Below are 22,153 nucleotides of genomic sequence, written 5' to 3' on the forward strand. Positions count from 1 at the left end.
TCTACTGCAATGCTAATTCTGCTGTTGAATTTACTACTGTGGTAGAAATGCTCCGGCTACGCTCAACATGACACATTATTTCGGCCCACTACCTCCTCCTCTCTCGACGGATATCGACGCTTGACTACCGGTAAGAAGTTCTCCGCCAGCGCCTTCGTGGTCCTGGTTTCGTTGGTGGCCTGGTGGTCGGAAGCCGCGCCACTGGCCGATGGCACGCTGGCCCCCTTTGCGCTGGGCCAGCTGTGGGCCGACTGGCTGCCGACCGGTTTGCGCCCCGCCGGTGGCGGGGGTTTTGCCGCCGATACGCCCCGCATTGATACCACCCGCTACCAGCCCGGCACCCGGCCCCGGGTAGAGCCCGCCGACCGGCGCGGCTCGCGCTTTTCGAATGAGCGCCGCCGCTCGCCGCTGGTGCTGCCCCTGCCCGACAACGTGCAGCTGCAGGTGCAGCCCGACGATAGCCTCAAGAATTTCGACATCCGAGAGGGCATCGGTTCCGAGCTGAACTTCCGCGACCCCAGCCGCATGACGTTCGAGGAATACTCGCGCTGGCAGCAGCAGAAGGCCGTGCGCGACTACTTCCGCGAGCGGGCCGGTGGGGGCGGCGTGGCCGGCGACCCCAACCAGCCCGACAACCGCCGCCTGATTCCCAAGATTTACCTCGGCCCCATGGCCGACCGCATTTTCGGGGGCAGCTACGTGGACATCCGGCCCCAGGGCGCCGTAACGCTGCGCATGGGCTACCGCGGCAACCGCAACGAAAACCCCACCCTCACGCTGCGCCAGCAGAAAAACGGCGACTTCCAGTTCGATCAGAACATGAACCTCAATCTGACTGGTCAGATTGGGCAGAAGCTGCGCCTGACGTTCAACTACGATACCAAGGCGGCCTTCGATTTCGAGAACAACATGAAGCTCGACTACACGGGCTTCGACACCGATATTATCCGCAAGGTGGAGCTGGGCAACGTGAGCCTGCCGCTCAACAACTCGCTTATTACCGGGGCCCAGAATCTGTTTGGCGTGAAGGCCCAGCTGCAGTTCGGCCGCCTCGGCGTAACCACCATTGCCAGCACCCTGCGCGGCCAGGCCGACGAGGTGCGCATTCAAAATGGGGGCCAGAGCCGGCAGTTTGAAATAAAGGCCAGCCAGTACGAGAAGGACCGCCACTACTTCCTGAGCCAGGTGTTTCGGGAGCGGTACGACAACTCGCTGCGCAATCTGCCCACCATCCAGAGCGGCATCAACATCACTTACCTCGAAGTGTGGGTGACCAACGACAACCGCCAGAGCGACAACCTGCGCAACGTGGTAACGCTCATGGACGTGGCCGAGCCCCAGCGCGTGTACCGCCAGCAGTTTCTGAACGGTGCCCGCCCCAGCGCTCTGGCCGACAACCAGGCCAACAGCGAGTTGGGGGTTATCAGCGGCCTGCCCAATTTCCGGCAGGAATTGCAGGTGGACGACAACCTGCGCTCGTTGGGCCTGGAGAAGAACACCGATTTCGAGCACGTGCGGGCTCGTAAGCTCGACCCGCGCGAGTACACCTACAACGCCCAGCTGGGCTACCTTTCGCTGAACACCCAGCTGCTGCCCGAGCAGGTGCTGGGCGTATCGTACCAGTACATCTACAACGGCAAAACCTACACCGTTGGCGAAATTCAGAACGACTACTCGCAGGTGGGCACCGACCAGGTGATTTTCCTGAAGATGCTGAAGGCCACCAACCCCGCCGTGGGTCTGGCCGACCCGACGCAGAACCCGGCCAACAACAACCTGCTCACGCGCAACCTGCCGACCTGGGATTTGATGATGAAAAACATCTATCCTTTGAACGCCCAGCAGCTCAACCGCGACAAGTTTGAGCTGCAGATTGTGTACAAGGACGACGTGACGGGCGTGGACCTGATTTCGCTGAAAGAGGGCCAGAACATTGCCAACAAACCGCTGATTGAGGTTTTCAACCTCGACAACGTAAACCCCAATAACGACCGGAACCCCGACGGCAACTTCGACTTCTTCCCCGGCATCACCGTCGATACGGAGCTGGGCCGGATCATCTTCCCCGAAATAGAGCCGTTCGGCAGCTACTTGGCCGCCAAATTCGATACGGTGGCCTCGCCCGCCGAGCAGCAGCTGGCCCGCAAGTACGCCTACCGCGAGCTGTACAACCAGGTGCAGAGCGACGCCCAGCAGCGCCAGGAAAAGGACAAGTTCTATCTGCGCGGCCGGTACCAGGCCACCAGCACCGACGAGATTAACCTGCCCGGTATTGGCGTGGCCGAAGGCTCGGTGCGGGTGCGCTCGGGCTCCACGCTGCTCCAGGAAGGCGTCGATTACCAGGTGTTCTACGACCAGGCCAAGGTGAAAATCCTGAACCCGGCCTACCTGAATTCGGCCAACGAGCTGCGGGTGGAGTTCGAGAAAAACGCCCTGGTGCAGGTGCAGCCGCGCAAGCTGATCGGGGCCCGGTTCGACTACCGGGTATCGTCGGATATGTACTTCGGGGCCACGGTGCTGCATCTGCGCGAAAACCAGGCTCCCGGCATCAACCGCGTGAACATCGGCGACGAGCCGGGCAACAACACCATCTATGGCTTCGATGTGAACATGCGTCGCGAGTCGCGGGCGCTTACCCGCTACCTCAACGCGCTGCCGTTCATCACGACCAAGGAAATTTCTACCGTCTCGTTCAGTGGCGAGTTTGCCCAGCTGCTACCCAGCCAAAGCAAGCTCGGCGACAAGAACAGCGGCGGCGAAAACGGCGTTTCGTACCTCGATGACTTTGAGAATGCGCGCACGCCCTACACGCTGGGTGGGTTGAACGCGGCCGTGGCCTGGCGGCTGGGCAGCACCCCGCTGCCACTGCGCCGCGCACCTACCGGCCTGGCTACGGCTTACAACCGGGCCAAGCTGGCTTGGTACACCATCGACCAGACGTATTATACCAACGGCCAGAGCAAGCCCGACAACATTGGAACGGGTGATTTGAAGAACCACTACATCCGCGGTATCAAACGCGACGAAGTGTTCCCGAACCGCAACCTGGGGGCCAACGGCAACTCGTTCGAAACCACGTTCGACCTGGCCTACTTCCCCGACCAGCGCGGCCAGTATAACTACACGCCCGATTTCGACCGGACCCGGCCTACGTTCTTTGCCAGCACTACAGATGCGGCCAATGCGGCCCGTCAGGCAGCTATTTCGCGCGAAATCACCTTCGACACCGACTTCGACAACGCCAACGTGGAGTACCTGGAGTTCTGGCTCATGGACCCCTTCCTGACGGGCGAAAACGGCCGGGTAATCGACAACGACGGGCACAACGCTAACAACACCTCCGGCGGCGACCTGTTCGTGAACCTGGGTTCAGTTTCGGAAGACGTGCTGGCCGACAACAACCAGTACGAGTTTGAGAATGGCCTGCCGGTGGAAACCCCCAGCCCCGACGCCACCAACACCGTCTGGGGCCGGGTGTCGCGCCAGCCCTTCCTCACCGACGCCTTCAACCCCGCCGCCGGAGCCCGCGCCCAGCAGGATGTGGGCCTCGATGGCATCATCGACGCGGCCGAGCAGGCCCTGCCCGAGCTGCAGGGTGCCTACGCCGGCGTACCCGACCCGGCCGGCGACAACTTCCGCCACCACCTCGACCCCAGCTACGACCAGACCGATGCCAAAGTGCTGGCCCGCTACAAGAATTTTAACGGCATGGAGGGCAACTCGCCCGAGGGCAGCCGGCTGAGCTCGACGGCCTACCCCGACAAGGAAGACCTGAATCGCGACAACGTAATTTCGGAGATTGAGCGCTACTACGAGTACCGCGTGCGCCTGCGCCCCGGCAGCCTCGAAGTGGGCCAGAACTACATCGTCGATAAGGTCACAAACAACAACGACGACACCAACGACGAGCCCGTAAGCTGGTACCAGTTCCGTATTCCGATTCGGCAGTACGACCGGGCCGTGGGCACACCCGACGGCCAGGAGTTCGGCTTTAAGTCGATTCGGTTTCTGCGGCTGGCCCTCACCGGCTGGCAGCAGCCGGTAGTGCTGCGCATGGTGCAGCCCCAGTTTGTGGCCAACCAGTGGCGCCGCTACCTCACCAAAATTGCCGAGCCCGGCGGCATCCTCAACCCCGATACCGACGCCGACGAGTTCAGCATTTCGACGGTGAGCATTGAGGAAAACGGCCGCGTGGAGCAGGCCGGCACCGGCTCGATTCCGTACCTGCTGCCGCCCAACATCCGGCGCGACCAGGAGTTCGGCTCGACTACTACCAGCCGCCTGCAGAATGAGCAGAGCCTGCGCCTGGTGGTGGGCGGCCTGCGCGACGGTTTCGCCAAGGCCGCCTACAAAAACCTGACGGTAAACATGCTGCGCTACAAGCGCCTGAAGCTGTTTCTGCACGCCGAAACCCAGGACCGCAACCTGCGCAGCGGCCAGGCCCGCGGCTTCGTACGCCTGGGCACCGACTACACCCAGAACTACTACGAGTACGCGCTGCCGCTGGAGCTCACGCCCCAGCCCACCGGCTCGGGCGCCAGCTACACCGTTGACCAGGTGTGGCCGGTGGCCAACCGCATCGACCTGACGCTGCAGGATTTGATTGACGCCAAGGCGGCCCGTAACAAGGCAGGCGTAAGCTACGGCACCCCCTACGTGGTGCAGTTGGCCAACGGCAACACGATTACGGTAGTCGGCAACCCCGATCTGTCGTCGGTGCAGGGCGCCATGATTGGCGTGCTGAACCCCGGCGACGACGGCGCCAGCCAGTCGCTGATACTGTGGGCCAACGAGCTGCGGGTGTCCGAGTTTGAGAACGAAAGCGGCTGGGCCGCCACTGCCCGCTTCAACACCAAGCTGGCCGACATTGCGAACATTACGGCTACCGGCAGCTACGTAACCACCGGTTTCGGTGGCCTGCAGGACCGCCCCCAGCAACGCTCCATCGACAACATTCTGCGCGGCGACGTGAATGCCACCGTGGCAGCCGACAAGTTTTTCCCGGAGAAGCTGGGCCTGCGCGTGCCGGTGCTGCTGCAGGCCGGCATCGAGAGCCGCTCGCCCAAGTACGACCCGCTCGACCCCGACACCGAGCTGAAGCAGAGCCTGGAGAAGTTTGAGGACGCCAACGAACGGGCAGACTACCGCCGCGAGGTAATCGACCAGACCAGCCAGCGCAGCATTTCGCTGCTGAACGTGCGCAAGGAGCGCACCAACCCCGAGAAGAAAGTGCAGCCCTGGGACGTGGAAAACCTGGCGCTGAGCTACTCGCTGACCGAGCGCAAGCACACCGACATCCGCACCGACCGCGACTATACGCGCACCTATACCGGCGCGCTGGCCTACGTGTACCAGGCCAACCCGCGCAACTACACGCCGCTGGCCAAGGTGAAGGCTTTCGACTCTCCCTACCTGGCCTTGTTCAAGGAAGTCAACTTTACGCCCCTGCCCTCGCGCTTCTCGTTCCGGGCCGACCTGGACCGGCGCTACAACGAGCGGTTCCTGCAGCGTACCCTCGAGCCCGGCCAGGTGCCTGTGCGGGGCAACATTCCGGGCGTGTTCCAGAAGGTGTTTTACTTCAGCCGCATCTACGATTTGCGCTGGGACCTGACCAAAGCCCTGGCCTTCGACTACACGGCCACCAACCGGGCCGTGGTGGATGAAGGCCCCGGCAGCACCATCGGCGACTCGCAGATTGCCCGGGATAACCGCCAGCAGCTGCGCGACAACCTGCTGCGCGGTGGCCGCACCACCAACTTCAACCAGACCGTCGCCCTCACCTACCGCCTGCCGCTCGACAAGTTCCCGCTCACCGACTGGCTCTCGGCCGATGCGCGCTATGCGGCAACTTACGGCTGGCAGGCCGCTTCGACTGCTCTGACCAGGCCACTGTATCCTGGTCGACCCGATAGCACTGCGACTGTGCCGCTAAACCTGGGCAACACCATCCAGAACACCGGCGAGCTGAGCGCCAACGGTAAGATCGACCTGGTGAAGCTCTATAACAAGGTGCGCTTCCTCAACATCATCAACAACGCGCCGCCTCCCGGCCAGCAGCCCAAGGAGCCTGTAATAGCCAAGCCCGGCGTGGTTGGGGTCGCCGGCGCGGGTCCCGAAACCGCCGAGGCCGACTCGGCCAAAGGCCCCGAGTTCCGGGCCCTGAAAGCGGTGCTCCGCTCCCTGATGACGGCCCGTTCGCTCAACTTCACCTACGTGCGCTCCAACGGTACGCTGCTGCCCGGCTATCTGCCCAACACCCGCTTTTTAGGGTTCGATGACGGTTTCAATGCCCCTGGCCTGCCCTTTATTCTGGGCCAGCAGCAGGACCTCGACGGCTTGTTCAGTAAAGCCTACGGCAACGGCTGGTACACCGACCAGAGCCAGTACCTCAACGCCCCGCTCAGCTCGTTGCTCACCGAGGCCCTCACGCTGCGCACCACCCTGGAGCCCATCCGCGACTTCAACATTCAGCTTGATGCCCGCCGCAACCTGGTGCGCAGCCGGCAGGTTTTTTACCGACGCCTGGTAGATGACAATTTCGAGCCCGTAGCCGACCCTACCCCCACAGCCAGTAATCCGCTGGGTAATGGCACCTTCAGCACCTCGTTCATTGCTATCCAAACGATATTCGGCGACCTGAGCCGTGCGGGCACCATGTCGAAGGCCTTTCAGCGCTTCGTAGAGAACCGCGAAGTAGTGCAGCAGCGGCTGCAGACCGCTAACCCGGTGGCAGGTTTCTACGGTTACAACTCGCAGGATGTGCTGCTGCCGGCGTTTATCGACGCCTACAAGGGCCGCTCGTCGGATGGTTACAAGGCCGAGAAGTTCAAGCCCTTCGCCCAGCTGCCGCTGCCCAACTGGAACATCAGCTACAATGGCCTCTCCGAAATCCCGTTCGTGCAGCGCTACTTCCGCTCGTTCCGCCTCAACCACGTGTATGGCTCCAGCTACAACATTGCCGGCTACAGCACTACGGTCGATTACCAGAAGGAACCCGATGGTCTCTCGACTGTACTCAATAGCGCCGACCGGTTCGTACCGTACTACATTATCGGGCAGGTAACCATTGCCGACCGGCTGGCCCCGCTTATTGGGATTGACTTCCAGACCACCGGCCGCCTCACCGGCCGCCTGGAGTACCGCGTCGACCGCACTATTGGCCTGAACTCGACCGTGGCTCAGGTAACGGAGCTACGCCGCAACGACATCGTGATTGGGGCCGGCTTCGCCACCAACAAGTTCCGGCTACCCTTCAAAATTGGGGGCGAGCAGCGGGTGCTGCGCAACGAGCTAAATGCCCGCCTCGACCTGAGCATCAGCGAGAACTACGCCATCCAGCGCACCATTCTCGACGTAGTAGACCCCGTAGATGGGGATGGCACGGGCACAACCAGCATCGGGCGGGCGTCCAGCCAGGTAACGGCCGGCACCCGCCAGGTGCAGCTGCGCCCTACTGTCGATTACGTGCTCAACCAGCGCCTGAACCTGCAGTTCTTCTTCACCCAGAACATCACCACCCCCAAAACCGGCAACGCCTTCAAAAACACCTCCACCGAAGCCGGCGTCCAGCTCCGCTACAGCCTGTCGCAGTAAGCCACACTGAGGAGGGCTCGAAAACCGGTTGTTATCCAAAGCTTGCCAGGGACTTGTGTAGCAGTTGGCCGCAAGCAGCCCCCGCCGCCGCATATGGCAGTTTTGCAAACGGCAGATGCCTAGCGTAGAAACGCACTATCTCACGTCTCGTAGTGGCTTATCGCGTAACGTCGGCCAAAGTAAAAGGCGCAAAATGCTGCCCTTTACACCCCACCGCGTGCATTGTTTGCGAGGTGGCTTATAGCACAATCCCAGAAGCAGTCAATCTCAGATTAAATCTGGAGTTGGCTGTTTCTGAGGTTAAACGCCTTTCGGTATGCCCTTTGGGAAATGCGCATTTTGCCATTTGGCATTGCCATACTCTCCGTAACTCGGGTTAGCTGCTATTATGACGCTACTGTCTGGCTCTTATCTTTACCCCTCCTCTCCCCTTCCGCATGAATCTACCTTTAGTGCTTGGCCTGTTGGTGGCCGCTTACCTGATTGGCTCTATCCCGACGGCCCTGTGGGTGGGTCGGGCCTTTTTCGGGCTCGACATTCGCGAGCATGGCTCGGGTAACTCGGGCGCCACCAACACGTTTCGGGTGCTCGGCAAGAAGCCAGGTTCATTCGTGATGGCCATTGATGTGTTCAAGGGCTGGGCCGCCACTTCGCTGGCTACCTTCATACTGGACCAGGGTGCCATTCTGCCCCAGCAGCTGCTGTACTTTCAGCTGGCCTGTGGGGTGCTGGCGGTGGTGGGGCACATTTACCCTATCTGGGCGGGCTTCCGGGGCGGCAAAGGCGTGGCCACGGTGCTGGGCATGATGCTGGCCATTGCCCCGGCCACGGTGGGCGTCTGCATTCTGGTGTTTATTGCGGTGCTGCTGGTTTCGCGCTACGTGTCGCTGAGTAGCATGACGGCCGGCGTTACGTTCGCGCTGCTGCAGTTGCTGCCGGCCTTCCGGCCCGACAACCAGCTGCTGCTCTGGTTCGGGTTTGTGCTGGCGGCTCTGCTCGTTTACACCCACCGCGCCAATATCGGCCGCCTGCGCGCCGGCACCGAAAGCCGCGTGCCCATGCCCTGGGATAAGAAGTAGGCGGCTCTGGCACAACCCATTTTCTGCAACAGAACGGGATGCAATAATTTAAATTATTGCATCCCGTTCTGTTGCAGGCATACTACAACGATTCATTCATTTATTAAATGAATCGTTACGCAAATCAATCAATTCTTTACCTGGAGCAGTTCCTCATGGGGGCATGACTGGCCTTGCTATGTGTAGCACAATTTAATCTCCAATCAGAATAAAAAAGGAATTAAATAGCTTGACGAAGAAGCTGTTTACAAAGTTAACAAAACGTCATGCTGAGCCTGTCGAAGCATCTCTACCGCTTCGTAGCGGTCGTTCAACGAAGCGGTAGAGATGCTTCGACAGGCTCAGTATGACGTTTTAATTGATTCCGGGTACTTTCTAAACACCTTCAAAGTTTATAATTTAACAGTGACTACACAGTAATGAAAAACAATAGTAACAATACATTAACATTTAGAGAAATTACCACTATTTTTGGCGCCTTTTTTTTCATTGGATTATATTTTTATATGACAAATCTAGGGGATAAGCTGCGTAAAAATCATCGTTATACGATAGCCACAATTTACAAGACCCATTGGAGTTTAAAAAGCGGCAAATTTGCGGATTCTAAATACAAAGTTAACGGTGTGGAGTACACCTGTTCCGCTGATGCCGATGCCCTTGCAGGGGAGCACCTCGTAGGACGAAAGTTTCTGCTCAAGTTTCACCCACCCCACCCTGACTTATCCATTCTTTACTTGAACGCGCCCATTTGGGACCCGGTACCCAGCGTGCCGGCCGACGGTTGGGTAGATCCTCCTGTAGCGGTGCCGAAGCATGCGTTGCGCTAACTGATGCAGTAAAGCGCAGTCATGCTCCATCACACCCAGACCGGGGTGCGGGCGCCGCTTAAGTACCAAGCCATCAACGGCCACGCGCGGCTGGCCTGGCAGGCACAGCAGTAACTGGCCGCCAAGCAGACTTATCTGAAGCAAGGGCCAACTGAAGGCGAGAAGCAAATACACCGGTTGGGGGCAATAGCCACAGTGAAGCTATAAGTTCAGAATGACAGGTATGCAACAAAGCGGGATGCAACAAAGCGGGATGCAACAAAGCGGGATGCAACAAAGCGGGATGCAACAAAGCGGGATGCAACAAAGCGGGATGCAACAACTTAAGTTGTTGCATCCCTGTCGTAATAATTTCGCCGTTTCTTGATCGAATTGTTGCGCGACTCCACTATCCTCTACTTATGTCTGAACTCCGGCAGCATTTTGGCCTCACGCAGGCCCAGTACGCCCGGTGGCTGGGCGTCAACCGCACAACGCTGGCGCTGGTGGAGAGTGGCCGCCGGGCTATGCCGCTGGAGGTGGGAGGGCTGCCAGCAGTCCGGCTGGAGCTGGGCCGGCAGGGCCAGACCCTCGACGCGCAGAACCGCGTGGTAGCGGTAGCCCCGCTACCCGAGCCCACCCCGGAGCGGGCACCGCTGGCGTGGCGCCTAGAGCAGTGCCAACACCAAGCCGGCAAACTGCGCTTCGAGCTGAAGAAGCTGCAACGGCGGGCCACGCCCTTCCTCAACCGGCTGGCCGCGTTGCCGGCGCTGTGCGCCTGGGGCGGGCCGGTGAAATCGGCGGAGCGGGAGGCGCAGTGGCTGGATGCGGTGGAGGCCGAGGCCCGCCAGCAACTGCTAGACGTGTGCGGCGCCGGCCCGCAGCTGCTGTTGCAAACCCAGCTGGCGGGGCTGGAGCACCAAATAAACGCCCTCGAAGCGGCCCTGGCAGCCCTGCCTCCGGCCCAAAGCGGACCCACGAAACCCCCACCGCGCAAGCCGCCACCAATCTGCTTAGGTGGCAACAGGATTCCGGCCCAGCTTGGGCATGCGGGCTGATTTCGGTATGTTTGCGCGGGAACTGCCGCTGGTGCGTAGTGCTGGGTAGTCAGCCCATTCCCGGTAGCCTTGTCACATCTTTTCGCCCGTGCCCGATAGTGCCCTTATTACCGAAACGTACGGGAGTATGCTGCTGGCCCCCGAAGTGCCCTGCCTGATTGTGCAGTGGCATACCTTTGCCAACCGTCAGCAATTTCGCTCTTTCATGGACCGCTCTCTGGAGCTCTATATACAGGAAGGCCAGCGCACCCGGCCACTGGGTTTGTTGGGCGACACCCGCCAGGTTGGCGCTGTTACACCCGATGGCCAGAACTGGCTGCGCACCAACTGGAACCCGCGGGCCTACGCCGCCGGCATCCGGCACATGGGTTTCGTAGCGTCCGAAAGCATATTTGGCCAGATATCGGTGCAGAGTTACACGGACAACACCGAAGCGGCCAACGCCTATGCCATCAACATAGCGCACTATAATACCCTGCCCGAGGCGAAGCAGTGGCTGCACCAGGCCCTGCATGGGCCGGCCATTGGTTAACTCCCTCCTTTTCTATTTGCTGCTCTCCTACGCTGTTGTCATGAAACAAGAACTTAAAAGCTCCCTGGGCCGGCCCTACGTTACAGTTGAGGACGACACGACTAACCGCTGGATTGCGGTGGACTGGGTGGGCTATCTGACAGCCGACAGCATTAAGGCCGGCGCCCACGCCTATACAACGGCGCTGGCCGAGGCCGGCTTCCATTGCGTACTCAACGATACGCGCAAGGTTATCGGCCCCTGGGACCATTCCCTGGAGTGGATACTGAACGAGTGGGCCCCCAACGCCGCCGCCGCCGGCCTGCGCTACTTCGCCATGGTTACTACGCCCGACTCGCTGGCCGACGAATCGGCCCAGGCCTTCTACGCTCAATTAAAGGCGTTTGAAGTGAAGATGTTCAGCGACGAGCAGGCGGCCATGCAATGGCTCCAGCAATGCGACGCCAAATAAGCCGCTCACCTTCGGCCCGCAGCTACACTCGTATGTTCAGCCAACTCATACCCCACCCGAAAACTCCTTATATGGATACGACCTATCTGAAAGAAAACCAGGACCGCTTCCTTACCGAGCTACTTGACTGGCTCCGGATTCCGTCGGTTTCGGCCGACCCCAAGTTTCACGGCGACGTGCTGAAGGCTGCCGACTACCTGAAAGCCCGTTTCGAGGAAGTAGGCCTCGATAACGTGGAGCTGTGCCCTACGGCCGGCAACCCCATCGTGTACGGTGAGAAAATGGTGGACGCCAGCCTGCCCACCGTGCTCGTGTACGGCCACTACGACGTGCAGCCCGCCGACCCCTACGAGCTGTGGGACTCGCCGCCGTTTGAGCCGGTAATTAAGGACGAGAAGATTTATGCCCGCGGTGCCTGCGACGATAAGGGCCAGGTGTACATGCACGTGAAGGCGCTGGAGGTGATGAAGCAGGCCGGCGACTTCCCTTGCAACATCAAAATCATGATTGAGGGCGAAGAGGAAGTGGGCTCCAACAACCTGGGCATCTTCGTGCGGGCCAACAAGGAGAAGCTTAAAGCCGACGTCATTCTGGTATCCGATACCGGCATGCTGGCCAACGATGAGCCCAGCATCGAGGTGGGCCTGCGCGGCCTGAGCTACCACGAGGTAGAGGTAACCGGCCCCAACCGCGACCTGCACTCGGGCCTCTACGGCGGCGCGGTGGCTAACCCCATCAACGTGCTCTGCAAGATGATTGCCTCGCTGCACGACGAGAACAACCACATCACCATCCCCGAGTTCTACAACAACGTAACGGAACTGAGCGCCGAGGAGCGCGAGGAGCTCAACCGCGTGCCGCACTCCGACGACGAGTTCAAAAAGAGCATCGGCCTGCCCGACGTGTACGGCGAGAAAGGCTACACCACCGTCGAGCGCGTGGGTATCCGGCCCACGCTCGACGTGAACGGCATCTGGGGTGGCTACACCGGCGAGGGGGCCAAAACGGTTATTGCCTCCAAGGCCTACGCCAAAATATCGATGCGGCTGGTGCCCAACCAGACTTCCGACGAAATTACGGCGCTGTTCCAGAAGCACTTCGCGAGCATTGCGCCCAGCGGCGTAACCGTAAAGGTGAAACCCCACCACGGCGGCGAGCCTGTGGTAACGCCCACCGACTCGGTGGCCTACAAAGCGGCCGCCGATGCCATGGAAACCACCTTCGGCAAGCGCCCCATTCCTACCCGCGGTGGCGGCTCTATCCCCATCGTGGCCATGTTTAAAACCGAGCTGGGCCTCGATACCGTGCTGCTCGGCTTCGGTCTCGATTCTGATGCCATCCACTCACCCAACGAGCATTACGGCGTCTTCAACTTCATGAAAGGCATCGAAACCATCCCACACTTCTACCATAACTACGCGGCAGCCATGAAGTAGGCCGCCAAATGCTACAAGCCCGGACAATAGAAAAGCCCGCCCAGCAACGTTGCTGGGCGGGCTTTTCTATTGGGCAGCGGGGGTGCTGTTGGGCGAAACCCCGCACTAAGGGTTGCTTACCGGCTCGGCAGCAGGTAGCCCAGCGAAACCTGGAACACCTGGTTGCGGGCGTTGGTCAGCTCGCCGTTGTTGTAGCTGTCGTTCTTGGCGAAATCGGTGAGGGCTCCGTTGTAGCGAACCCCCAGCATGATGCCCGAATCGGACTGGAAACCCAGACCGGCCACGTAGCCGAACTCGTTGCGGTTCACGTTGCTCAGGTCCTTCTCGGCCTGCGTGCGGTTAATCAGCGTGCCGTTGAGCGTGCGGGTCGACTCATCCTTTACCTTCAGGAGGTAGCTGTACTGCGGGCCGGCTTCGAAGAACAGGTTGCCGGCTTTCACCTTGAGCAGCACCGGCACGTCGATGTAGTTATACGTGACGTCGCCCTCGCGGCGGAACGTACCGAACGCCTGGTTGCTGTCATATTTGTAGCCTTTCTGCGAGTACAGCACCTCGGGCTGCAGCGAGAGGAAGCCGTCATCAACCAGACCGATGTTGAGCATCAGACCACCGTGGAAGCCGACTTTATAGTCGTAGCCGTCCTTATTGGCCAGGTCGCCGGAGAGATTCGAGAGGTTGGCGCCGCCTTTCAGGCCAAGGCGGATGCCTTGAGCTTTGGTTTCGGTAACGGCGAAAGTAGCGAGCAGAGCGGCCGCAGCCAGCAGAGACTTTTTCATACGAAGAACCCGTTTAGTTGAAAAAAAGTGGGTATGAACATTGGCAGGACGAAAAGCGTGCCAGAATAGCGCATTTTCTCAGCTGGCGTATGCCGGCCAACCGAATGCGCTATTCTATTCTGACACGCTTTTGAGTGAACCGCGCTGCTGCAGGCCAACTGTTCAGGCAGCCCGCCGAAACGCCGCGGCCAATCAGTCGGGCAGGGCGGGCGGCGTGGAGGCAGGAGCCGGCAACTGGGCGGGCGGGCGTTGGCGCCGCTGCACTGCCCGGTACAGCGCGCCCGGTGCCCGGCCTACCAGCCGCACCGCCCCAAGCGCCCCCCGCCCGATGCCCCGGCCAGTGGCCACAGTAAGCTGACCCACCTGCCGGGGCTCAAACACAAAATTCAGGTACAGCTCCAGACTACTGTTGCGAAGCCGGCGCTGGCCGGTGCCACTAATTTCGCCGGGCCGAAACACGTTGCTAAGCCCGCCCACGTAGCGCCAGCCCACCGACACACCCGAGCTGTCCTGAAAGCCTACGCCCAGTACAAAGTTCAGGTCGCGTGGCTCAAAAGTTAGCTCGCCCAGCCGCAAAGCGGGCGGCTCGTTGGGGGTGGCGCGCAACAGGTGGCCATATTGCGCGCCGCCCTCCACAAACAGCCCATCGCGGTGGTACTGCAGCAGCAGCGGCAGAGCCAGGTAGTCGAGGCGGTGGCCCACGGCGAAGCCGTAGCTGTTGCCGTTGTCGCCGCGCTGGGCGTACAGCCCTTCGGCCTGCAGCGCCAGGCCCGCAGGCAACTCCAGGCGCAGCAGCAGCCCCGCTGTGGCTCCCAGCCGCAGCCGGCTGGCAGTAGCATCGGGGCCAATGGCATTGCTAAAAGCTCCGCCGCCCTTCAGGCCCAGCAGCACCCGCTGCCCCGAAGCAGCAGTACTCAGCAACAACAGTACGGGTAGCAGCAGCCGACTAACGAGCGACATGGGCAAAGCGGAAATACTGGCTGGCAGCACTACCGGCCCTGGAACGAGAACGTGGCGTAAAGCTGGAATACACTGTTGCGGCGCTGGTTCTGGAACGTGATGTTGCCGACTTTTGCAGACTCAAGCACGTTGGTAAAGCCGCCGTTGTAGCGCAGCCCGATGCCGGGGCCGGTTTTGCGTTGGTAGCCCAACCCAAACAGGTAACCAAAATCGACTGTGTTGTATGCGTCCTTCACATCGACTGTGGCGTTGCCGATTTTGTCCTTCGCTGATACCAGGAAGCCCACCTGCGGCCCTGCTTCAAAGAACAGCCCGCCAGCGTTGGCATGGAAAGCCAGCGGCATATCTACGTAGTCGAGCCGCGTGGTCAGGCCGGGCGTTTCGAGCTCGCCACCCTTGCGTGAGTAGATGATTTCGGGCTGGAAAGCGAATAGCTTGGTGAAGCCGATATTGGCAAAGCCGCCGGCCTGGAACCCCACAATGTCCTTGTAGGCCTTGGCATCCTTACCCACGAAATTGGACAGTGAAGCCCCTGCTTTTAGGCCCAAAGACACGTTGCGCTGGGCAACGGCGGTACCCGACAGGCCCACGGTGGCCCCGGTTAGTATTAAAGAAAGAAAAAGCTTGTTCATGCGCGCTGGCTTCGGAAATAGGCTGTAAAATCGGGGGCGAAGCTACGCGTAAAGTTTGTAGTCCGTCATCTTCTGAAGCCGTTTTCATAAGGTACACAGCCCTTTTTCAGGTGCCGACCGGTTGCCGACCTTGCTGTTGGCTACTCGCTAAACGTCCCTAAGCTGCCTGCATAACCGGCTTATCAGCACACAAAAAAAGGCTGCCTTCCCAGTAGGAAAGCAGCCTTTGTAATGGGCGACGCGTAGCGCCGGTTTAGCGGGTCGGAATCAGGTAGCCGAGCTGCAGGGTGAAGGCGTTGTTGAAGGCCTTGGGCTCGTTGTCCTGGTTCTTGGTGTCGATGAGCGAGTTGAAGCCGCGGGCATAACGCAGGCCCAGGCTAATGCCGCCCTCCGTCATGTAGCCTACGCCGGCCACGCCGCTGATGTCGAACTGGGCCAAATCAGACTTGTAGGCATCGTCGCGGCTTACACCGGTGTAGTCGCGGAAGCCGCTGTTGCTTTCTACTTTATCCTTGCTGCCATCCGTGTACTTGGTCGTCACCTGGTTTTTCACCTTGGAACCGAACAAGTAGCTCACCTGCGGACCCAGTTCGAAAAACATACCGCCAGCATTGATTCTGGCCAGCAGCGGCACATCGAGGTAGTGCAGCACGCGCTGCTGCTCGGTTTCCTGCTTGTCAATGGTCTTGCCGTTAACCGTGCCGGGGTTGAAGCCGCTCGACTGGGTGGAGGTCAACTCGTAGCCTTTGCGGTTATAAAGCAGCTCGGGTGCGAAAGAGAAAAAACCATCGGACGAAATCGGGATGCTTGCGCCGATACCGGCGTTGTAGCCCAGCTTATAGTCGCCCAGGTCGGCGCTGTAGTTAGAGCCGGTAATCTGGCCCACGTTGTCGCCCGAGATGTTGGAGTAGGTACCACCTACTTTCAGCCCAATGCGGAAGCCACCGGCGTCCTGAGCGTGTGCAGCGGAAATGGAGGCAACGCCAATGGCGGCCAGGAGAGCAACTTTTTTCATAATCGTAAGGGAATTAAAACGCGGGTTACAACCACTTCGCCGCCTATCACAGTCGCGCTCCTCGTGGTTTCAGGGCCTCATATCGTAAAAATGGCAGGCAAGGTTACTTCGCAGCTTAAGGTTGATACAGCTGGAACTCAGTGGTTTCCAGCTAATCAGCACATTGCTAGCGAATTGCCAGAAGTTGAAATACCTCGGGTTTCCGGCCCGCGCTTTGGGCGGGTTTCATTACTTTTGATCTTTATGCCCGCACGCTTTTTATGATGAATCGGTACATTTTGGGGCTGGTCGGCGGGCTGGCGGTGCTGGCCCTACGTGAGGCCCGGGGCCAGCAGTCGGCTAGTGTACCGGCCGGGCCGCTGGTGGCAGGGGTGCACGGGCTAGGCAGCTTCATTATTCCGCACACGCCCTCCATTCGCCACCTGGCGGTGTCACATCCTACGGGCATCGAGCTTAATGTGCAGCGCCAAACCAATGGCAGCGCGCCCTGGCACGCTTGGTACCGATACCCCAAAATAGGCCTGGCCCTCACCTATTACGACTACCACAACCCCACGCTGGGCCGCTCCTATGCGGCGGGGTTCTACCTCAACAAGTCGTTCTGGCGTAGCCAGCGCACCGAGCTCAACTTTCGCATCGGCACTGGCGTGGGCTACTTCCCGAAGCGCTTCGACCAGGAAACCAACCACAAAAACAACATCATCAGCTCCCGGCTCAACGCCACCATTCAGGCCCGGCTGGAGTACGATATAGCCCTCACCGAGCACTTCGGCCTGCTATTGGGGCTGGGGCTGAACCATTACTCGAACGGGGCTACTACCAAACCTAACTTCGGCATCAACCTGCCCACTGTGCTGGTGGGCGTAAATTACCATCAGCAGCGCCCCCTGCGCCCCCTCAGCCAGCCCCCCGAACCAATGCCCGAAGACGTGGGCCGAAACTTTCTCAACATCAGCACATCGGCTGGCTGGAAGCAGTGGAGCCAGTCGGATAACCAGAGCTACCTGGTGAATTCGATAACCCTGGCCGCGGGCCGACGCATCAACCGCAAATCCAACCTTGTAGTCGGCTTCGAAGGTTTCTACGACCGGAGCCTGAACGCCCAGCAGCGCGACTCGGCCCGCACCACCGACCGCCTGACCGACGTGAAGAAGGCCGGGGCCTACGTGGGCCACGAGCTGCTGTTTGGCCGGGTGGCTTTCGTTTCGCACCTGGGTTTTTATGTCTATAATCCCTACAAATCCAACAAATTCTACTACGAGCGCCTGGGCCTCAAATACCACTTCACGCCCCGCATCTTCGGCGGCGTCGATTTGAAGGTGCATCGTGGGGCGGCCGATGTTGTTGAGTGGCGGCTTGGCATGAGACTGTAACGGGGCAATCCGGCTTCGGGAGCAACGAGGCTGCCGCCGGCTCAGCAGCTTCAGTAGCGGCCCGGTACCAGTCAGCCGACGCTTCAGCAATAAATGCGCGCAACTATGCGGCCGGATGCCGTGCTTTAGCGGGTCATCCACTTCCCCGGCCGCTTATGGAAACGTTTCTGCTTCTAAACCGCTGGCTGCACATTGCAGCGGGCTTCACAGGCTTTTTTGTGGCCCCGGTGGCGCTGGTAGTGCGTAAGGGCGGCACGGCGCACCGGCGCTGGGGGCGCGTATTTTTCTGGGCTATGCTGGTAGCCGGCAGCACGGCTCTGGTGTCGGCCAGCCTCAATGGCCTTACTTTCCTGCTGCTGACGGGTATTTTCAGCCTTTACCTGGCCCAATTTGGCTACCGCTCGCTGCACCACAAAGGCATGGGCCAGAGCCAGCGGCCGGAGCTTTACGATTGGACCAGCGTGCTGCTGGGACTCTCTATTTTTGCCGGCACGCTGGGTTACGGCCTGCTCAGCAGGCCTTTCAATCCGGTAGTAGTCATGTTCGGGGGCATTGGTTTATTCCTCACGGTACGGCAGCTGCAGGGGTTTCGGCGGCCGGGCCCCTGGCCGGCGGGGCAATGGCTGCGCAACCACATTTCGGGGTTTATGGGCGCTTACATCGCGGCCATATCGGCCTTCTCGGCCACTAACCTCAGGTTCATCCCCTTTCCGCTCAATTTCCTGTGGCCCACGCTGGTGTTTGTGCCGCTGCTCATCTGGCTGCAACGACATTATGTACCCAAAGCCGGCATCAACTCACGAGTACTGGTTGCCCCAAAAGGCGATTAGCCCGCTATTGAAACGCCAAAAGCGATCCCGCGAACGGGATGGCGCTTTTGTATTGGAGCTTAAACGCTGGCGGGGAGAGCAGCACTGGGAGAAGCAGTCGGCGGGAATAGGGAGCAGAGCATGACCGCCTGAGCACTGCGCCGCGTTGCCTGATTAGTCCTTGTAGGCCACTTCGGGCTCCATACTTTTAGCATGATTCACGATGTCGGCCATGTGCAGCATGTCTGGCACCTGATCCACCAAGTTCCTTTTCTGGTTCGTGGAAACCATTTTGCTGTGCAGGCTGAATGGCGAACGGCCGCGCAAATCCAACATGGTGGTAATGCCTACCTCTTCGAGCAGCGTAGTCAGCTCTGGGTCCAGCCCATCGATACGCGACAGATCGGCATAATTGACCCATTTAAAAATCTTGATTTCTTCGATACCCGTAGCCGAAGACAGGGCGCGGCGGTCGGCAGGTGTACGGGCTGCATCTAATAGCGCATCGGCAGTTTTAATTCCCTGCTCGTGCAGCTTCTTTACTTGATCATTGGGGATACTGGTAATTTCATTGATTGCGTATTGCATTTAATAAGGTTTAGTGAAATATACTTTCTATATGTTGTAAATATAAATAAAATATAATCAAAAAGCAAATAAATTAGGCTCAATCATAGCATCAGAAACCAAATTTTATAATCACACACATTTAACCAATGTATTATAATCCAGTTTATTGCAGTCAAGTATTTCCCTTTTTAAGGGCACGATATTTTACTATAAAAAATATCATGTATTTTCATATCCAATATATCATATAGATGAATTCACTTCCTTCCGGCAATATAGTTAGTACATGAATGCAGCTTTTAATATTTACCAACACACACAAATGGTTAGTGCTTGGCATCTGCAACCAGCGTCTTGTTTATCTGCCTTACCAGCCCCGGTCCCTCATAAATAAAGCCCGAGTACAACTGTAGCAACGAGGCACCGGCCTCTAGTTTCTCGCGCGCATCGGCCGCCGAATGGATGCCGCCTACCCCGATAATGGGCAGCTGTCCGCGGCTGTGGCGGCTTAGGTAGCGGATAACTTCGGTGGCTCGCTGCCGCAAAGGCCGCCCACTCAACCCGCCGGCTCCCAGCCCGGCTACGCGGTCGGCCGGCGTTGTTAGGCCGGTGCGGGCAATGGTGGTGTTGGTGGCCACGAGGCCGCTAAGGTTGGTTTCACGAGCGATAAGCAGGATGTCGTCGAGCTGCGAGTCGGTGAGGTCGGGCGCGATTTTGAGCAGCAGCGGCCGTGGCACGGGCAGCGTCTGGTTGCGCTCCTGCACTTGTTGGAGCAGCTCAATCAGCGGCTCCCGCTCCTGCAGGGCCCGCAGGTTGGGCGTGTTCGGCGACGATACGTTTACCACGAAATAGTCGACTACTTCGTGCAGGGCCTCTATGCAGGCCACGTAATCGTGGGCGGCCTGCTCATTGGGTGTATCCTTGTTCTTACCAATGTTGCCGCCGATAATCAGGCCCCGGTCGCGGCGGTGGCGCAGGCGGGCAGCCACGGCTTCGGCCCCGTCGTTGTTGAAACCCATGCGGTTGATAAGCGCGCCATCGGACGGGAGCCGAAACAGCCGGGGCACGGGGTTGCCGGGCTGGGCGCGGGGCGTTATCGTTCCTATTTCCACAAAGCCGAAGCCCAGCGCCCCCAGCTCGTCAGTCAGCTCGGCGTTCTTGTCGAAGCCCGCGGCCAGCCCCACCGGGTTGCGGAATGGCAGCCCCAGCACCTCCCGCTCCAGATTGGGATGCCGGAAGTCGTAGAGGCCCCGTAGCAGCGCCCGCGCGCCCGGCAGCTTGTGGGCCCGCCTCAGGTTGTCGAACACCAGGTGGTGCGCCTTCTCCGCATCGAGCTTAAACAGCAGCGGCTTGACGAGGGCGTGATACATGGACAGAGAAGTGATGAGGTGGTAAGTGCTAAAGGACGTCATCCGGAGCGCCGCGAAGAATACAGTCCTTCGCTACTGTCGCGTGCCACCTTACCCGGCCCAGCCCTCCCGGTCGAGGCTGCGGTACTGGATGGCTTCGGCCAGGTGGGGCAGCTCGATGTGCTCGGCAGCGGCCAGGTCGGCAATGGTGCGGGCTACTTTAAGAATCCGGTCGTAGGCGCGGGCCGAGAGCCCCAGGCGCTCCATGGCCGTTTTGAGCAGCGCGCGGCCGGCGTCGTCGATGCGGCAAATGTCCTTCACCATCTGCGAAGGCATCAGGGCGTTGGAATGGATATCGGGAAAGCCCTCGAAGCGGGCCGCCTGGCGCTGGCGGGCCTCGGCTACGCGCGCCTGCACGGCCCGGCTGGTTTCAGCGGGGCGCGTTTCGGTCATCTGGTCGAACGTAACGGGCGTTACCTCCACATGCAGATCAATCCGGTCGAGCAGCGGGCCACTCACTTTGTTCAGGTACTTCTGCACCACGCCGGGGCCGCACACGCATTCCTTTTCGGGGTGGTTGTAGTAGCCGCAGGGGCAGGGATTCATGGAGGCAATCAGCATAAAATTGGCCGGGAACTCGATGCTGAGCTTAGCCCGGGCAATCGTTACCCGACGCTCCTCCAGCGGCTGGCGCATTACCTCCAGCACCGTGCGCTTAAACTCGGGCAGCTCATCGAGAAACAACACCCCGTTGTGGGCCAGCGAGATTTCGCCGGGCTGCGGGTTGCTTCCCCCTCCTACCAGGGCCACATCGGAAATGGTGTGGTGCGGCGCCCGAAACGGCCGGGTATGGATGAGCGAGGCGTGGCTGCCAAGCCGGCCGGCCACCGAATGAATTTTGGTGGTTTCCAGCGCCTCCTGCATGTTAAGGGCCGGCAGAATACTGGGCAGGCGCTTGGCCAGCATCGTTTTGCCCGCGCCGGGCGGCCCTATCATTATCACGTTGTGGCCCCCGGCGGCGGCAATTTCCAGCGCCCGCTTGATATTTTCCTGGCCCTGCACATCGGCAAAGTCGGCCTCGTACTGGTTGGCCGTCTGCTGAAACAGGTCGCGCGTATCCATCGTTACCGGCGCAATTTCCAACCGGCCCTCCAAAAAGTCCACGGCCTCCTGCATGGTGCCCACCGGAATAATATCGAGGCTGTTGACAATGGCGGCTTCCTGCGCATTCTCGCGGGGCAAAATCAGCCCCTTAAAGCCCTCCTTGCGGGCCTGAATGGCAATTGGCAGCACGCCCTTTATCGGCCGCAGCTCGCCATCGAGGGCCAGCTCGCCCATAATCACGTAGTCGGCCAGCCGCTCGGTATCCAGTTGCTGCGAGGCGTGCAGAATTCCCAGCCCAATGGGTAGGTCGTAGGCCGAGCCTTCTTTGCGGATATCGGCCGGCGCCATGTTCACGACCACCTTGGTACGGGGCATGCGGTAGCCCCGGAATTTCAGGGCCGCTTCTACCCGCTGCTGGCTTTCCTTGATGGCGTTATCGGGCAGCCCTACCACGAAAAACCCGGTTCCCTGCGACACCACCACTTCGATGGTAATCGTGTAGGCATTCACGCCCTGCACGGCCGAGCCAAAGGTTTTCGTGAGCATAGGGCTGTTAGTTAGGCAGGCAAGGGCGTAGTGAAAGCAGCGCAGCAACCGCGCATTTTTG

General features: G+C 59.8%; 16 protein-coding genes. 9 read left to right on the forward strand and 7 right to left on the reverse strand.

What is annotated here, in order from left to right:
- Positions 1-156: 156 nt before the first annotated feature.
- The 7 genes from sov (at position 157) to D0N36_RS05095 (ending at position 12,958) form a co-directional block, all read left to right on the forward strand.
- Positions 157-7,593: a T9SS outer membrane translocon Sov/SprA gene (gene sov, locus D0N36_RS05065; RefSeq protein WP_242478808.1), complete on the forward strand. Its 7,437-nt coding sequence runs from the start codon at positions 157-159 to the stop codon at positions 7,591-7,593.
- A gap of 437 nt (positions 7,594-8,030) precedes the next feature.
- A complete protein-coding gene (gene plsY, locus D0N36_RS05070; protein WP_116940335.1) occupies positions 8,031-8,672 on the forward strand; it encodes a glycerol-3-phosphate 1-O-acyltransferase PlsY in 642 nt (213 codons plus the stop codon).
- Positions 8,673-9,091: 419 nt separating this feature from the next.
- Positions 9,092-9,502, forward strand: a complete 411-nt coding sequence (locus D0N36_RS05075; protein ID WP_147320759.1) for a hypothetical protein — start codon at positions 9,092-9,094, stop codon at positions 9,500-9,502.
- Positions 9,503-9,903: 401 nt separating this feature from the next.
- On the forward strand, positions 9,904-10,539 hold the full coding sequence (locus D0N36_RS05080) for a helix-turn-helix transcriptional regulator (protein WP_116940336.1): 636 nt from the start codon (positions 9,904-9,906) through the stop codon (positions 10,537-10,539).
- Between the two features lie 88 nt (positions 10,540-10,627).
- On the forward strand, positions 10,628-11,071 hold the full coding sequence (locus tag D0N36_RS05085; RefSeq protein ID WP_116940337.1) for a hypothetical protein: 444 nt from the start codon (positions 10,628-10,630) through the stop codon (positions 11,069-11,071).
- Positions 11,072-11,111: 40 nt separating this feature from the next.
- Positions 11,112-11,522, forward strand: coding sequence for an STAS/SEC14 domain-containing protein (locus D0N36_RS05090; protein WP_116940338.1), 411 nt, complete (start codon positions 11,112-11,114; stop codon positions 11,520-11,522).
- A gap of 71 nt (positions 11,523-11,593) precedes the next feature.
- Entirely contained in the window at positions 11,594-12,958 is a 1,365-nt protein-coding gene (locus D0N36_RS05095; RefSeq protein ID WP_116940339.1) for a dipeptidase, read from the forward strand.
- A gap of 116 nt (positions 12,959-13,074) precedes the next feature.
- Here D0N36_RS05095 and D0N36_RS05100 read toward each other — a convergent pair whose 3' ends face one another.
- The 4 genes from D0N36_RS05100 to D0N36_RS05115 form a co-directional block, all read right to left on the reverse strand.
- Positions 13,075-13,734 carry a porin family protein gene (locus D0N36_RS05100; RefSeq protein WP_116940340.1) on the reverse strand — a complete coding sequence of 220 codons (660 nt, stop codon included), beginning with the start codon at positions 13,732-13,734 and terminating at the stop codon, positions 13,075-13,077.
- Positions 13,735-13,926: 192 nt separating this feature from the next.
- Entirely contained in the window at positions 13,927-14,694 is a 768-nt protein-coding gene (locus D0N36_RS05105) for an outer membrane beta-barrel protein (RefSeq protein ID WP_116940341.1), read from the reverse strand.
- 29 nt (positions 14,695-14,723) lie between these two features.
- Positions 14,724-15,326 (reverse strand): porin family protein, encoded by a 603-nt coding sequence (locus tag D0N36_RS05110; RefSeq protein ID WP_116940342.1) that lies wholly within the window; start codon positions 15,324-15,326, stop codon positions 14,724-14,726.
- Positions 15,327-15,579: 253 nt separating this feature from the next.
- The gene (locus D0N36_RS05115) at positions 15,580-16,341 is read right to left on the reverse strand and encodes a porin family protein (protein WP_116940343.1); all 762 of its coding nucleotides are present in this window, start codon (positions 16,339-16,341) and stop codon (positions 15,580-15,582) included.
- Between the two features lie 260 nt (positions 16,342-16,601).
- Between D0N36_RS05115 and D0N36_RS05120 the strand changes: the two genes are divergently transcribed.
- Complete coding sequence (locus D0N36_RS05120) at positions 16,602-17,714, forward strand: acyloxyacyl hydrolase (protein WP_116940344.1); 1,113 nt, start codon at positions 16,602-16,604, stop codon at positions 17,712-17,714.
- A gap of 155 nt (positions 17,715-17,869) precedes the next feature.
- Positions 17,870-18,544 (forward strand): DUF2306 domain-containing protein, encoded by a 675-nt coding sequence (locus D0N36_RS05125; RefSeq protein WP_116940345.1) that lies wholly within the window; start codon positions 17,870-17,872, stop codon positions 18,542-18,544.
- Positions 18,545-18,697: 153 nt separating this feature from the next.
- Here the strand turns inward: D0N36_RS05125 and D0N36_RS05130 are convergent, their stop codons facing one another.
- From D0N36_RS05130 to D0N36_RS05140, 3 genes are all read right to left on the reverse strand, one after another.
- Positions 18,698-19,111: a DUF4332 domain-containing protein gene (locus D0N36_RS05130; protein ID WP_116940346.1), complete on the reverse strand. Its 414-nt coding sequence runs from the start codon at positions 19,109-19,111 to the stop codon at positions 18,698-18,700.
- Between the two features lie 308 nt (positions 19,112-19,419).
- Entirely contained in the window at positions 19,420-20,463 is a 1,044-nt protein-coding gene (locus tag D0N36_RS05135; protein ID WP_116940347.1) for a quinone-dependent dihydroorotate dehydrogenase, read from the reverse strand.
- 90 nt (positions 20,464-20,553) lie between these two features.
- Positions 20,554-22,092 carry a YifB family Mg chelatase-like AAA ATPase gene (locus tag D0N36_RS05140; protein WP_116940440.1) on the reverse strand — a complete coding sequence of 513 codons (1,539 nt, stop codon included), beginning with the start codon at positions 22,090-22,092 and terminating at the stop codon, positions 20,554-20,556.
- Positions 22,093-22,153: the final 61 nt, after the last annotated feature.

This window comes from Hymenobacter lapidiphilus (assembly GCF_003417065.2).
Taxonomy (GTDB): domain Bacteria; phylum Bacteroidota; class Bacteroidia; order Cytophagales; family Hymenobacteraceae; genus Hymenobacter.

What these genes read in the sequence shown, in the direction of transcription:
- D0N36_RS05075 (WP_147320759.1), top strand. Translation starts at nt 9,092, where the DNA reads ATGAAAAACAATAGTAACAATACATTAACATTTAGAGAAATTACCACT.
- plsY (WP_116940335.1), top strand. Translation starts at nt 8,031, where the DNA reads ATGAATCTACCTTTAGTGCTTGGCCTGTTGGTGGCCGCTTACCTGATT.
- D0N36_RS05140 (WP_116940440.1), bottom strand. Translation starts at nt 22,092, where the DNA reads ATGCTCACGAAAACCTTTGGCTCGGCCGTGCAGGGCGTGAATGCCTAC.
- D0N36_RS05135 (WP_116940347.1), bottom strand. Translation starts at nt 20,463, where the DNA reads ATGTATCACGCCCTCGTCAAGCCGCTGCTGTTTAAGCTCGATGCGGAG.
- D0N36_RS05105 (WP_116940341.1), bottom strand. Translation starts at nt 14,694, where the DNA reads ATGTCGCTCGTTAGTCGGCTGCTGCTACCCGTACTGTTGTTGCTGAGT.
- D0N36_RS05115 (WP_116940343.1), bottom strand. Translation starts at nt 16,341, where the DNA reads ATGAAAAAAGTTGCTCTCCTGGCCGCCATTGGCGTTGCCTCCATTTCC.
- D0N36_RS05090 (WP_116940338.1), top strand. Translation starts at nt 11,112, where the DNA reads ATGAAACAAGAACTTAAAAGCTCCCTGGGCCGGCCCTACGTTACAGTT.
- D0N36_RS05095 (WP_116940339.1), top strand. Translation starts at nt 11,594, where the DNA reads ATGGATACGACCTATCTGAAAGAAAACCAGGACCGCTTCCTTACCGAG.
- D0N36_RS05120 (WP_116940344.1), top strand. Translation starts at nt 16,602, where the DNA reads ATGATGAATCGGTACATTTTGGGGCTGGTCGGCGGGCTGGCGGTGCTG.
- D0N36_RS05100 (WP_116940340.1), bottom strand. Translation starts at nt 13,734, where the DNA reads ATGAAAAAGTCTCTGCTGGCTGCGGCCGCTCTGCTCGCTACTTTCGCC.
- D0N36_RS05125 (WP_116940345.1), top strand. Translation starts at nt 17,870, where the DNA reads ATGGAAACGTTTCTGCTTCTAAACCGCTGGCTGCACATTGCAGCGGGC.
- D0N36_RS05130 (WP_116940346.1), bottom strand. Translation starts at nt 19,111, where the DNA reads ATGCAATACGCAATCAATGAAATTACCAGTATCCCCAATGATCAAGTA.
- D0N36_RS05110 (WP_116940342.1), bottom strand. Translation starts at nt 15,326, where the DNA reads ATGAACAAGCTTTTTCTTTCTTTAATACTAACCGGGGCCACCGTGGGC.
- D0N36_RS05080 (WP_116940336.1), top strand. Translation starts at nt 9,904, where the DNA reads ATGTCTGAACTCCGGCAGCATTTTGGCCTCACGCAGGCCCAGTACGCC.